We start from the raw sequence: 12,975 nt of genomic DNA, 5'->3' as shown, positions 1-12,975 counted from the left end.
CTACGCCATCACGGCGGGCGATGCGGCACTAAATAATTCTTCTATATCAGTAGACAAACAGCGATATGATGCTAACGAGCGAATAATTGTTACGGTAACATTGCTAAATGCAGTTGGAAGCCCAATAGAGGATAAGGCTGGTGCACTTGATTCTGCCGTTACTTTAACTAATGCAACAGGCGACGGCACATGGACCTACGTCGGGGAAGGCAAGTACGTTAAATATTATAAGGCTTCATTTTTTTATGGTCAGGGAAGAACGAGTACAGCGACCCTAACAATGTCTGGATGGTCAAACTCATCAACAACCACATATATAGTTAATGGAAATGCAGGCGACAAGCCCGGACCTGTTCATTAAACGATTGTAATTATCCCCGGATAAATACAGCTAAAGTGGTCAAGGGCCAGAGTAGTATCTGGCCCTTGAGATGATATTCAAAAATATTCACTGCCATCGCGCTTGTATTTATGCGTTGGTTATACTGAGGGCGCTGTTTCAAAGTTAGGATAATGCTTCCAATTAGTAGAAATGTGTTTTCGATAAACGCTCCGATGACTTTTTCGTGGATCTCTACTGAGCGCGAGAAGCAGATCGTTTTACTAGCCAACCGCTTAATTCGGGTGCGGAGTGTCAGGTTATTGCGCTCAATGCGCTGAGTAAAAATCTTGCCGGTCAGATGCTTATCCTTCGGCACCTCACGGCAATAGCTGCCCCAGTCGTCGCTGGTGATCATGCCGATGTGGAATGGCGTAAGCAGTGCCAGTAGCTCCCGGCAGGTTTCATCGGTACGGGGACCAAAAGTGTAGGCCAGTACACCGCCAGTTTTGGTGTTGTACGCGAACCAGAGCCAGTGCTGCCGGGTTTTACTGCCAACAAAGCTCCATTGCTCATCGAGTTCGCAGATAAGTGCCACATCAGCATGGGCAACGGGCGTAGAAGTTATTCGCTCTGGCGCGAGTTTTTTAAAGTCCGGAAGACGGTGTTAATGCCAATTTTCAGTGTTCTGGCGGTGTCGCGAACCCCGGCACCATTGAAGGCCATTTCAGTGATCTGCTCTTTATTCCCGGCTTACGGGCTTCATAAGCATAAGTGAGCTGAAACACTCGGTGGCAGTCACGGCAGCGAAATCTGTCATGGCCTTTAGGGTTCTGACCGTGGCGGTAAACCTGAGCAGACTGACAACGGGGACAATGAACGTTAACGCTGGCCATGAGAGAACCTCAAAAGCCCGCATTACACACGAGATTCAACTAATTATAGGCATCACCGACCATTTGACCATTTGACCATTTGACCATTTGACCATCTGACGGCTTTGGTCAGGATTAAGGGGTCATCAGGCATGATCACGAACTTCCTTCAGGCAGCAGGACGGCGCCTCGCGCGGATTACGGGTGATATACGCCGGAAACTCAGTGATCTCGGTCTGGATGTGAAGGGGAAGTTTTCCGTGTCGCCAAAACGGCTGCGGAATCCCTTCAGTACCGCTTCTTCACTGGCAGGCCCGGCACGGGGCATTGAGACGGCCATTCTTTCAGAATCGATAAGTGAGTGCTGACTTTTCTCATCGCTGCGTTGGTTCATCCTGAACGTCAGTGTCAGATCACCGGCATCGCTTTATTGCGCACCCTGAGTTCGCCAGATGACGGAAACGTTATAGAGGGGATGACCATTTTCCCGGGACTCGACCTTTCCCCTTGAGATCATTGTTCTGGGCAGTCTGAGGTTTTCCGTCTCACGAAAGGTCTGAGTGGCAGACGACTACACTGCCGAGCGGGTAGGCCTCATCGAGTCGCTGCATTTCTGACCGGGTTGCGGCGACGGCACCGTGAGTCGTGCTGGCAAGAACAACCATAATGCCCAAGTTGCTTGCGATTTCCTTAACTGTCTTTATTATTCATCCATCCTGATATTTGTCGATTCAGTCCGGTTATACAGATTGAGAAATCCCGGCCGCCATTATGATCACTCCTCTGTGGACAGGAAAAAGGGCTGCGAAAACATCGAACCCGTTTCTCCTAAAAGACAATGGGTTAGCAGCAAATTCAATTCCACGTTCACTGCACCTTCCGGCAGCCCGAAAATCTCTGGCGTGCCATGAATCGATGCTCCAGCAATTTTCTGGCGTTTCCGGGATATCAATGCGACGGGCAAGTTATTTTCCGTTCAGATCGACAATTATCTGAACGTCAGGAGATTTACCATCCAGATTGCTGACGCCTAGTTCACGGAGATACCAGACGAATTTGTGACCACTATCCATCAACTCACGAAAAAGCTCCACTTTGTCCATTTCTGCCCTCTGCAATACTTTTCCAATAAATAGTCACTCAGAGTAATGATGATGCGCTGTATAACCGGCTGTATACAACCCCACGTCTGTCACTAGGATGATTTTCCCTGCCGTCAGCATTTCATACATGATAATAAGCAGCAATATAGCCACGCTGTTAAATTACTTGAGTCGTGTTTTTTGTGATCTGAATTTTACGCTATTTCATAGTTTCCAGAAGTTTACCATGGTCAGGGAATAAGCGAAGCGGTCTTTTCTGCCCCTGCGTGCCGGAGGGTGTCAGGAATATCTGGAACTCAGATCTCATAAGAGGAAGAGAGAGTTTGTTGCCAGAGTTTCATAGAAAACAATGGATTGTTGCGGTATGTGGATTATTGCTTAATCAGCAATAAAAAATTTTAGTGCTGTAAATGAAAAAGCAGACAACAACACATTCTGTAATGTCATGTCGCTATGAAATGTTCAGTTGAGGAAATGCACAATAGCCCAAGACACTTATCACAGTGTGTCTATAAATCTAACCTGATACTCTTGTTCAAAAAATGAACTTGGCGTACGTTTTTACACGATAGGCTTCAAGTCCTTCTGCCAGAGAAATCGTTCTTTCTGACTGGGCGGAGATGAGACGGATGCAGCCATCATTTATTATTACGGAACATGCCTTACTCCCCGTCGCAAATTATTCAAAATCCGCTAATGGAAATGCCTGCGTATTAAACTCCGGTCAGTTAATACTTCCTGAGTTATGTTCCGGAGGTTTAATGACAGAGAGACTCACCTCACTGAGCAGAAAAAGAAGCTGACGCCTGACAGCTACCGAGTACAGAACACTGAAATGTTTTTTTAACCTGATTACGGTGGACGAGGAAGCATGGATATATAAGGTGTCAAACAAAACCATCTATGGAATGAGTTCACGGGTTGCTGCAAAACTGGGCATCAAAACCTTAAACGAGATCCTCATGTGGTAGAATTTGAGCGGCATCTCCGGTTTCAAGACTGCCTGCAAACCGCAATTTATATTGCGGCAATCTCTCATTTTATGGCTATTAATATAGCCCTGAGGAAGAAACATTAACCAGTACGATACGGACCAGTTGCAACATGGTCTGTGATCAGACATGCATTTCAAATGAATCGACCCACGTTGTTTGATATACCTATAGTCAGGCATCCGCTTTGCTTGAAGGTTAATGTTCGGATTTTTCGAGCTTGACTACATCAGATTCATTGTAATATCGGATTACCAGTTACTGGGAAAATCAATCCAGGCGTAACCAATGCGAACATTTTTTTCTTGCACGGGGGTACATTACGCGAGATACGACGTACCATAGCTCTCAGTTTACCTGCTACTTGTAGCACTTGCTTCTTGAGGAAATTTCTTTTCGTAAAAGCAATCATACTTTGCTGCAGGTAAAAGCAGTTAATCATTTCTTTACTTTTCTTTGTCACATGCTTTGCTTGAAGTGAAACAGTTAGATTATATTCTTTAACTTTTTTGAAACGGTCCTGAAAGTTATTTCCGGAAAGTATAACTATAATAATAAATATAATTATTGATGCAGATGGCAATGCAAGCAAAAAACCCAGTCTCTCAGATGAAATTATCATCTTTTATGAGAATAAATGGTCTGATTCAAGATAATAACTCTCTGCAAGAGGCAGGTGTGCGATTTTTACTAAAAAAACCTTATGGATATAGTAAGTCGTCATTTTTTTCCTTTTATATAAATCGCGCGCTAATTATTCGTTTTTATCGATGCATATATCAAGATGCATATTCGATAAATTACTTCATCCTTAGAAGAAGTTTAGCATAAATTGTCCTTTTTTTGCACCCCAGTGTTACTAAAGAGTGGAGAACCATCCAGATTGGCTATTCAGCCGGTAGGAATGAAACTGTTGGTATTTTCCTTTCAAATGAAAATAATTAATCTACTTGAGCTCCCCCTGACATTATTCTGGTAATGCATCTAATTGGTTGAATTCGGTGTATAATACTCGCTTTTGAGGTTTACTCATGGCCAGCGTTACCGTTCATTGCCCCCGTTGTCAGTCTGCTCAGGTCTATCGTCACGGGCAAAACCCCAATGGACATGACCGGTTCCGCTGTCGGGAGCGCCACCGTGTGTTTCAACTCACTTACTCATACGAGGCCCGCAAGCCGGGGGTTAAAGAGGAGATAACTGAAATGGCCTTCAATGGTGCCGGGGTTCGCGATACCGCCCGTGCGCTGAAAGTTCGTATCAATACCGTCATCCGGACTTTAAAAAAACTCTCGCCACGACGAATAACATCCTCTCTGGTCGCTCATGCTGATGTGGCGCTTATCTGCGAACTCGATGAGCAATGGAGCTTTGTCGGCAGTAAAGCCCGACAACACTGGCTCAGGTATGCTTACAACACCAAAACAGGCGGTGTTCTGGCTTATACGTTCTGGCCACGAACCGATGAAACCTGCCGCGAATTACTGGCACTGCTCACGCCTTTTAGCATCGGCATGATAACCAGCGATGACTAGGGCAGTTATGCCAGAGAAGAGCCAAAAGATAAGCATCTGACTGGCAAGATTTTTACGCAGCGCATTGAGCGAAACAATCTGACACTGATAACCCGCATCAAGCGTTTGGCTCGCCGGACTCTCTGTTTCTCACTTTCTGTTGAGCTGCATGAAAAAGTCATTGGTGCTTTTATCGAAAAACACATGTTCTACTAATTGGAATCACCACTAAATACTGCATAGCTTAATCAGGGGGATAGGACTGGCGACGTCTGATACGATCATCCCGTTCGGCGACTTCAAGTATAAAGCCAAAAATTTATTTGTGAAATTTCCTGATGCTGAACCCATGACTAAAAGTACACTCAGGTTTTACTGGAGGACGCTACATAACTCGAACAATGATATTGAATGGCTTAATCCTGCTGAATGGAGGGGTGTTGGAATACCATTAGGCGATCTGCGTGATGCAATTATCGAAAAATTTAATAATTCAGATTATGAAAATCTCGAAGGAGCTGAAATTATTTTTGCTGGTCGTTGTCACTGGAATAAAGATAAAACTAAAAGGATAATAAATATATATATGACAGTGGATGTATATTCATTTCTTTAGCTAATTAACTATGGGAGGCATTAAATAAATTTATAGTAATCGCTTAGTTTCTTATGACTGGCTGCCTCTTTTACGGTTAAAATATGCCAGAGTGATGCATGAATAACCAGGAACAGAAAGGAGAAGGACACGCAGTGACGCTGACAGAAAAATCGGGCCATCTGGCATGGTGTGCCTTGGTGGCGCTTGCGCTGGCCAGACAAAACGGAGATGTGCTGTCACCGGCACAGGAAAGTCTCTTTCTCACCCGCTGGCTGGCGACCGCGCTGAAACAACGACGTTTTTCACGTGATGTGACGCCCGATATCGAGTGGCTTCTTAAACAGGGGCGCCAGCTGGGTGTCAGTGCGAAGCTGGCCAGCAAACTGAACTACCTCTGGCGATCTTGCACCGGCGAACTGTCTGAGCAGAACGACCTGTTCCGGCTGACGTATGCCTTGGAGACAGCAAAAGATATGCACTGGAACTACCGCCTGCTGGGCGATCGGGAATGGTCCGGCCGGTATGCTGTGGCTTTGAATACCGGCGTCAACAGCATTTATCTTTTACGGACCAACCTCGATGTAGCTTTCGACGATGATGGCAGACAGACAAATCCGCTGATAGCCCGTATGACGGGGAATGTAGCGGGGCTTACGAAACTGTTTAATCGCTGCGGCTGGCAGGCTGAACCTGAGAGTGGTGCTTCCCTGTCCCACCAGTATTCACTGATGGCCAGACAGGGAGTCTCAGGAAAGGATGATTAGTGGCGGATCTGCGCCAGGTCGTCTTCCGTCAGACCGGTCATTTTCATGACGGTATTGCGGTCAATGCCGTTTTGCAGCATGGTACGGGCAACTTCAAGTTTGCCTTTTTCAATACCACGTTGTTCACCCAGCTGGATGCCTTTCTCAATATCCTTCTGTTCAAGCTGTTGTGCGATGGTCATGAGTGCGTCTCCGTGTTGCGGCACACGCTGTGCCAGTTCGCGTACAAAGGCTTCGGCGTCCGATGTTTCGCCTGCCTGCACGATATAGTGTACCAGCGATATGACCTGTGATGAATACAGATATCCGGCCAGCAAAATGGGCACCAGCCGGTCAACCAGTTCTGCCAGATCCCGCTGGTGAATATGCTTTTACAGTAAAGTTAGTGCGGCTATACTGCGATGGCCGGCGATTTCATCTGTCAACAACGGGTAAAAAGTGGGTCTTCCGCAACCTAGGTGGACAAAAATTGAGGAAACTTTCTAGTTAACAAGGATCTAAGCTGTTTTAAGTTATGGATAACAAAATGGCCTCACTTAAGGCACTTTTACAGCTACCGCGCGGGTGGCAAACCTGCCGACAGATTACTGGGACTGATGGAATAACCCTCCATCTCCGCGCCACGTGTAAAACGGCATCATGTCCTGAGTGCCTCGCGCGCAGTAATTCTGTTCATAGCTGCCGGCGGCGGCGAATACAGCATCTTCCATGCTCAGGCAAGGCCCTCTGGTTATTCTTCGCCATCCGACACTGGTACTGCCGTAACCCATCCTGTTCACGTAAAATTTTTGCGGAATCGCTTGCTCCCTTTACAGGTCCGCAGCAACAGTCTTCTGCATTGCTGAAAAATCTGTAGCATCAGCTGGGACTTATCGCAGGAGGTGAAGCAGGGAGACGAGCTGCCGTAGCCTCAGGAATACAGATCAGCGCGGATACTTTACTACGCAGAGTGATTCAGGCTCCGGAACAAACAGAGAACCGGACCCGGCATGTTGGTATTGACGAGTGGGCATGGCATCGGGGCCACAGGTACGGCACACGGATCGTAAATCTTGATACCCATCGCCCCCTGGTGCTGCTGTCAGGCCGGGAGCAACGCACTCTGGCGGCATGGTTCAAAAAATACCCGGAGATACAGGTCGTCTCACGCGATCGTGGGGGGATCTATGAGTTAGCTGCTCGCGATGGTGCACCGCAGGCAATACAGGCGGCCGATCGCTGGCATCTACTGAAGAATATTGGTGATGCGCTGGAGCGCATGATGTACAGACACATGCCATTGATACGACTGGTGGCCACTGAGTTATCTCCCAAAAAAACAGAACTCTGAAGCGTCTTTGGTGCCAGCTTCAACGTTACGTCGCCCTGAACGTATTAAACGAGAGCGGCGTGACAAACGGTATCAGCGCTGGGCTGAGGTAGACTGTCTTCATAAAAAGGGTTGTGGGATAAGAGAAATATCGCGTATCACCGGGCTGTCCCGGGTGACGGTTCGCCGGTGGATACAGTCAAAAGCGTTCCCTGAAATATCAACTAAGCCACCCAGACCCGGGCTACTTGAGCCATGGCAGGAGTGGCTGGAAGAACAACGGATAAACGGTAACCATAATGCCGGGCAGCTATGGCGGGAGATGGTAAATGTTGGCTTCACCGGGAGCGAAACGACAGTCAGGGATGCTGTAGCTAAGTGGCGTAAGCAGGTTAACAGTCCCGTTATCGCCCCAGTCCGACTCCCCTCAGCATCCAGTGTAAGCCGCTGGTTAATGCCCTGGCGAATGATCAGAGGAGAAGAAAACTATGCATCCCGCTTCATCGAATCAATGTGCCAGAAAGAACCGCAACTGAAAATGGCGCAACAACTGTCACTCGACTTCTATCGAATGTTGAAAACGAAGAATAAATCGCAGTTAAATCAATGGTTCTCTGACGTAAGTCAAAGTGGGCTCATTGACCTTCAGCGTGTTGCGGTCGGTATGGAAGCGGATGCAACAGCAATACACGAAGCGATAAGTAGCAGATGGAGTAATGGCGTTGTGGAAGTCCATGTAAACCGCCTAAAAATGCTGAAACGGCAGATGTACGGTCGAGCTGGCTTCGAGTTACTGCGACGACGAGTCATGAGCCCTCTGGCTTAAAAAACTCCACCTAAGTTGCGGAAGACCCCTATTTTCATCGTTGCTGTCCACAATTTCGGTGGGCAATCCTGTGTATAGAATGAGGATATTCCGCGCAGGTCGCTAACAGCACGGATGACAGCGCACTTGATGGGGAGGTTATTTTTTAATCACCTCGCAAACTTAACTTTTCCTGGTGTGGTATGTTGATGTTGACTGTACACAACCGGAGCGAAAAAGGATGGGCAGACAAATGCTGGCAGAGTGGCTGCGGGATATAGCCCGACATATAGAAGAAGAAAGTCCACTGATTCGTGATGTCAGTATGGATGATGCTCTTTCAGATGAGGGGCTGGCCAGAAAGATCATCACCATCACGTTCAATGCACCAGGTCGCGCCCCACAGCCTGAAGAGAACGTCAGCGATATTTCCCGGCACTGAACACAGCGCGAATGATATTCCCCGTGCAGCCTTCAGCCAGCGAGGATCTGGTGCACAAAATGGAATACTTAGGTAATTCAATAAAAATACTATAGCATTACATGTGTAATGCTATAGTAATCGCACGCAGTGATTCTCAGATGTCGCTAAAGCGTAATACACCTGTATTTCATTGAGAGAGGAGTTCTCATGTCTGAAATTCCAGTGCAATCTCAGCTGACACCGCTGGTTAATGCAGTGGCCCGCATCATTGCCATCATGAATAACAAGGGTGGTGCCGGTAAAACCTCCACGATCACCAATCTCGCCATGAGTCTCGCACATGCCGGGCGTCGGGTATTGCTTATTGACGGAGACCAGCAGGCCAACTCAACAGAGGTGATGGCTAACGGGAAAAAATACTACGCGCAGTATGGCCACACCATCTGCGATTTCTATAACAACCCGCGCTTCAGTATTTTTGATGCAATTATCCCGGCCGTCAGTGGTGAAGAGGTGATCGATAACCTTTTTGTCATCCCGTCAGACCCGTCCTTTGAACGCGTCATGGAAAACTGCCTGACCCGGCACCATCGAGAAAAAATACTGTCCCGCCATCTGCAGCCGGTGATGGATAAATACGATTATATCCTCATCGACTGCTCTCCGGGTCTGAACCTGTCCACCACGAACGCGGCATATACCGCAGACCATGTGCTTATACCCGTCGATGGCGGCAGCTTTGCACTGACCGGGCTGGATGTCATACTGGACTATCTCGATGAGATCCGTGAAACCCGCTTTACCCGGTTCAGTGTATTCCGCAATGAGTACAATGGTGCCAAGAAGAAGATGAACACCTATCTTCATGACCAGCTGGCCAGCAACGAGCGAACCCGTGATAACTACCTGGAAACCCGTATCCGGGCTGATGAGAACATCTCCCAGGCGCAGGTTGCCTGCGTCCCGCTCTGGTATTACAACAAAGGGTCCCTCGCCCTGAACGATTACCGTGCGCTGATGTGTGAACTTGAAACTCTCTTATCAAACGAGGCTGCATAAATGGCTAAAGGCCCTCTCGCGCGTCCCGCAATGGTCAAACCTGAAACCGCACAGGGAGAGGCGAAAACCCGCCTTTCAAACGTCAAGGTCAACCGCAACAGAACGACCAGCGAAAACCCCAAAACCATCCGTATGACACCGGCGGAAAAAATGATGTGCAGCGAACTGGTCGATGAAATTCAGGATCTCACCACCAAAACCATCACCGACTCAACCGTGCTGCGTGCAGCACTGTATCTGGCCCGGGAAACCGGACCGGAAAAAATGCTGGAAATGATTAAGGAATATCTGTAACACTAGGGAATTACATCAGAAATACTTATGAATTACAAAAAGAGTGCTACACAATGACCGCCGTTACCGTGACCACTGAGTTAACCGACAGCCAGGCAATGGCGCTGGCACAATTTGTTAAGCGCTTAACCTGGTCAGAAATGCGGGCCTGTGCCATCGACGATGATGAAACCTGGGTGATGAAAGATGCCATCCAGGCACTGCAGAAATCACTCGCTGACGCCGGCTTCAGTCCCCGCTGGAACCCACAGTGTATTTCTTGTGTATTACATAATAAACTACACTTCTACCGAAAGCTGCCCGCCCTGTCCTGGCTACATCCAGTCTCCATCACTGATGGAATACATTTAAATTACATATACATTTCCTTTGTATTTCAAATAAACGCATTTCTGTCATTCCGCATGCCTGATGTAACCAAACAGGCAGAGTGTTTCAGCGTCGTGCCTGTGGCTTCTTTTCGCTTCCGTCCCGCGACCTGCCGGGCTCCACGGCAAAACAGGGCTTTTTTTCCCGGCACCAGGCCGAAAACAGCCAGGTATCAGAACTCGCATATTTCGATTTTTGTTACCTTAGAGAAGCCTCTCCGGCGATTTATTCCCGTAGCATACGGGCTACGGAGGTGTCAGAATAAGGACGAAATTCGGGATTACGCTACGCGAATAATTTATAACTGGCAGGGGTTATTACCCGCCAGATTTCTGACTGCGCACCAGAGTAATACAAATGAATTACATTATAACTAATACGTAACCGCCTCCCGGATACCCATGTTATTGTTCCTGCCGGGCCGTGGTTTTGTTTTTATTCAGCTAACAGAGTGCAGCATGAAGGTTAACATCCGTCTGGAAGACGTGTCCGGCGACAAAATCAGAGAGAGGCGGGAACGGGATAACACGATTTTACCCTGACCAGAATGGTTATCCTGGATCGAGACTGACACGGACACCTTTATGCTGACCTGTATGACGAAGTCTCCCTTTACCTCCTTTGAGGCGTTCCCCCAGGACGAGTCGGGTATATGACGTTTCCGGCTTTTGAGGACCAGCAGTTTTATCTGCCCCGGTCGCTTCGCCATCAGCCAGTGAGGATAGTCGAGGTTGACGTACTGGCCTTTCTCAGCGTTCTGGGTGACGGAGCATTCTGCATCGACCCGCGCCGGTGACACAGGATCAAAACCTACATCGCGAAAGGTACTGTTTAATACCCGCAGGTTTCAGTCAGGGACTCTGGCGTATCAGACGGTCGCCATCGCAAGTTGTTGCTGATGCAACTGTACAACCGCAGAACAATCCCGGTCGCCGTCCCTAAAAGCCATTATGAGACGTTTATGGCTGAGGCGAAAAACATGGGTGCGATTTAACTGGCCTGAGAGGATGTTTGTGTAATTCATTAAGATTACATAGGTTATCTTAATGTAATACACAAAAGAGAGGGGGAGGGAAGAATGCTGATGACAGCGGGCGACAGCACTGTCCCTGCGACGAACTATGAGACAGCCATCGGGCTGCGTGGTATGGCGCTGCTGCAGCCATATCTCCCTAAATATCTGCTGGCGCCCGAAGTTGCCGTATTGCTGCATTATCTGCCGGATGAGCGCCAGCGTATGCTGTTTGCCACACTGTGGAATACCGGAGCCTGCATTACTGAAGCCCTGACCATCACACCGGAGGATTTGCAACTTGATGGTCCACGCCCCTGCATCCGGTTACGCACACTGAAACAACGCCAACGGGGAAGGGGACGACCGTCAGCGGATGAAAAGATAGCCCGCATAGTGCCGCTGCTTGATGCCGCATATATCGATCAGCTTCGCCGCTATCTGGCCACGTTCAGAACCGGCCGTCGACGCCCCCTGTTTGCAGTCAGCAGGAAAACAGCATGGCTGTGGATGCAACAGGCGATCGACAGGGCCAGGGAAGAGGGGATTGAATTTGTGCTCCCGGCCATCAATCCAAAGACGCTGCGGCACAGTTTTGCCATGCATCTGTTTTTCAACCACGTGCCGCCGAAAGTCGTCCAGGCCTATATGGGGCATGAACGCTATGAAAGCACGGAGGTGTATCTGAAGGTTTTTGCGCTGGACGTGGCGCCACAGCTGGGTGTCACATTTTCGCTGGATCACCGCGATTACCGCCATCTTTTGACACAAAAATAGACTACTTATGTATTACATAATTCATTCATTTAGTGTTCTGCCGTCAAAAAAGGGTGTTGGCCATTACTTGCTGGTTAGTAAAAACACACCACACTTGTAATTACATTTGTAGTGCATGCATAATGACTGTACACGATATAACCGGGGTACGAGCAATGAGCACAATTCAAATCCGCGTTGATGACGAACTGAAAAAAGACGCCTATCAGGCTTTTGAAAAACTGAATCTGTCGCCTTCAGACGCACTTCGTCTGTTCCTGCGGTATGTTGCAGAGAACGAAAAACTCCCCTTTGCTGAAGTCTCAGTGATGGTGAGCGATGATGATGAAGACGCTGATATTCTGGCAGTCGTTCGGGAGAGACTGAAAAATCCGGCCAGACGGATCAGGGTTAACGTTGATGACCTTTAATGTTGAATTTGACGAAAGGGCGTTTAAGGAATGGAATAAGCTCGAAAAGACGATCCGCGAGCAATTCAAAAAGAAACTAAAAAAGCTTCAGCAAAACCCTTATGTGGAATCAGCCCGACTGCATGGTGATCTGGCTGGCTGCTTTAAAATAAAGCTGAGAGCATCTGGTTTTCGTTTGATTTACAAGGTTATCGATGACGAGATTGTTATATGGGTGGTTGCTGTAGGTAAACGGGAAGACGAAAAAGCCTATGAAACGGCCCGTAAGCGGTTTTTATAAAAGAAATACAAATGCATTGCATTTGTATTCATGGTGTCAAAAAAAATAACTATCACGCTCATACATAACAAAAC

Annotated in this window: 10 protein-coding genes and 4 pseudogenes; 12 read left to right on the top strand and 2 right to left on the bottom strand. The window is 47.9% G+C overall.

Annotated features, from left to right (window positions below):
- Window positions 1–361 (top strand): hypothetical protein (locus AAIE02_RS23310; protein WP_498533389.1); only part of this gene is annotated, 361 nt, incomplete at its 5' end.
- 178 nt (window positions 362–539) lie between these two features.
- Here the strand turns inward: AAIE02_RS23310 and AAIE02_RS23305 are convergent.
- A pseudogene (locus AAIE02_RS23305) lies at window positions 540–1,215 on the bottom strand (IS1 family transposase); the annotation flags it as partial.
- A 3,105-nt stretch (window positions 1,216–4,320) separates the two neighbouring features.
- Between AAIE02_RS23305 and AAIE02_RS23300 the strand changes: the two are divergent.
- From AAIE02_RS23300 to AAIE02_RS23290, 3 genes and pseudogenes are all read left to right on the top strand, one after another.
- Window positions 4,321–5,016: pseudogene (locus tag AAIE02_RS23300) on the top strand (IS1 family transposase).
- Between the two features lie 133 nt (window positions 5,017–5,149).
- A complete protein-coding gene (locus tag AAIE02_RS23295) occupies window positions 5,150–5,416 on the top strand; it encodes a hypothetical protein (protein WP_498533388.1) in 267 nt (88 codons plus the stop codon).
- A 134-nt stretch (window positions 5,417–5,550) separates the two neighbouring features.
- On the top strand, window positions 5,551–6,162 hold the full coding sequence (locus AAIE02_RS23290; RefSeq protein WP_498533390.1) for a DUF2913 family protein: 612 nt from the start codon (window positions 5,551–5,553) through the stop codon (window positions 6,160–6,162).
- Here AAIE02_RS23290 and AAIE02_RS23285 read toward each other — a convergent pair.
- Window positions 6,159–6,581 (bottom strand): annotated as a pseudogene (locus tag AAIE02_RS23285) (Rpn family recombination-promoting nuclease/putative transposase); the annotation flags it as partial. The gene AAIE02_RS23290 and the pseudogene AAIE02_RS23285 overlap by 4 nt on opposite strands.
- A 95-nt stretch (window positions 6,582–6,676) precedes the next feature.
- Between AAIE02_RS23285 and AAIE02_RS23280 the strand changes: the two are divergent.
- The 8 genes and pseudogenes from AAIE02_RS23280 to AAIE02_RS23245 all read left to right on the top strand — a co-directional run bounded on the left by AAIE02_RS23280 (window position 6,677) and on the right by AAIE02_RS23245 (window position 12,901).
- Window positions 6,677–8,297: pseudogene (locus AAIE02_RS23280) on the top strand (ISL3 family transposase).
- A gap of 220 nt (window positions 8,298–8,517) precedes the next feature.
- The gene (locus tag AAIE02_RS23275) at window positions 8,518–8,718 is read left to right on the top strand and encodes a hypothetical protein (RefSeq protein WP_498533387.1); all 201 of its coding nucleotides are present in this window, start codon (window positions 8,518–8,520) and stop codon (window positions 8,716–8,718) included.
- A 189-nt stretch (window positions 8,719–8,907) separates the two neighbouring features.
- Window positions 8,908–9,759 (top strand): ParA family protein, encoded by an 852-nt coding sequence (locus AAIE02_RS23270; RefSeq protein ID WP_498533386.1) that lies wholly within the window; start codon window positions 8,908–8,910, stop codon window positions 9,757–9,759.
- A complete protein-coding gene (locus AAIE02_RS23265) occupies window positions 9,760–10,053 on the top strand; it encodes a hypothetical protein (RefSeq protein ID WP_498533385.1) in 294 nt (97 codons plus the stop codon).
- 53 nt (window positions 10,054–10,106) lie between these two features.
- Window positions 10,107–10,799: a DUF7706 family protein gene (locus tag AAIE02_RS23260; RefSeq protein WP_498533384.1), complete on the top strand. Its 693-nt coding sequence runs from the start codon at window positions 10,107–10,109 to the stop codon at window positions 10,797–10,799.
- Between the two features lie 701 nt (window positions 10,800–11,500).
- A complete protein-coding gene (locus AAIE02_RS23255) occupies window positions 11,501–12,211 on the top strand; it encodes a tyrosine-type recombinase/integrase (protein WP_498533383.1) in 711 nt (236 codons plus the stop codon).
- A 155-nt stretch (window positions 12,212–12,366) separates the two neighbouring features.
- On the top strand, window positions 12,367–12,621 hold the full coding sequence (locus AAIE02_RS23250) for a type II toxin-antitoxin system RelB/DinJ family antitoxin (protein WP_162122997.1): 255 nt from the start codon (window positions 12,367–12,369) through the stop codon (window positions 12,619–12,621).
- A complete protein-coding gene (locus AAIE02_RS23245; RefSeq protein ID WP_498533382.1) occupies window positions 12,611–12,901 on the top strand; it encodes a type II toxin-antitoxin system RelE family toxin in 291 nt (96 codons plus the stop codon). The genes AAIE02_RS23250 and AAIE02_RS23245 overlap by 11 nt, the downstream gene beginning before the upstream one ends.
- The last annotated feature ends 74 nt before the right edge of the window (window positions 12,902–12,975 follow it).

The sequence above is a fragment of the Cedecea sp. Ae19-4 genome (assembly GCF_059801165.1).
This window is presented reverse-complemented; position numbering and strand designations above follow the sequence as displayed.

Bases quoted from the DNA above. Each gene is read 5' to 3' on its own strand.
- AAIE02_RS23250 (WP_162122997.1), top strand. From the start codon at position 12,367: ATGAGCACAATTCAAATCCGCGTTGATGACGAACTGAAAAAAGACGCC.
- AAIE02_RS23260 (WP_498533384.1), top strand. From the start codon at position 10,107: ATGACCGCCGTTACCGTGACCACTGAGTTAACCGACAGCCAGGCAATG.
- AAIE02_RS23275 (WP_498533387.1), top strand. From the start codon at position 8,518: ATGGGCAGACAAATGCTGGCAGAGTGGCTGCGGGATATAGCCCGACAT.
- AAIE02_RS23245 (WP_498533382.1), top strand. From the start codon at position 12,611: ATGACCTTTAATGTTGAATTTGACGAAAGGGCGTTTAAGGAATGGAAT.
- AAIE02_RS23270 (WP_498533386.1), top strand. From the start codon at position 8,908: ATGTCTGAAATTCCAGTGCAATCTCAGCTGACACCGCTGGTTAATGCA.
- AAIE02_RS23255 (WP_498533383.1), top strand. From the start codon at position 11,501: ATGCTGATGACAGCGGGCGACAGCACTGTCCCTGCGACGAACTATGAG.
- AAIE02_RS23265 (WP_498533385.1), top strand. From the start codon at position 9,760: ATGGCTAAAGGCCCTCTCGCGCGTCCCGCAATGGTCAAACCTGAAACC.
- AAIE02_RS23295 (WP_498533388.1), top strand. From the start codon at position 5,150: ATGACTAAAAGTACACTCAGGTTTTACTGGAGGACGCTACATAACTCG.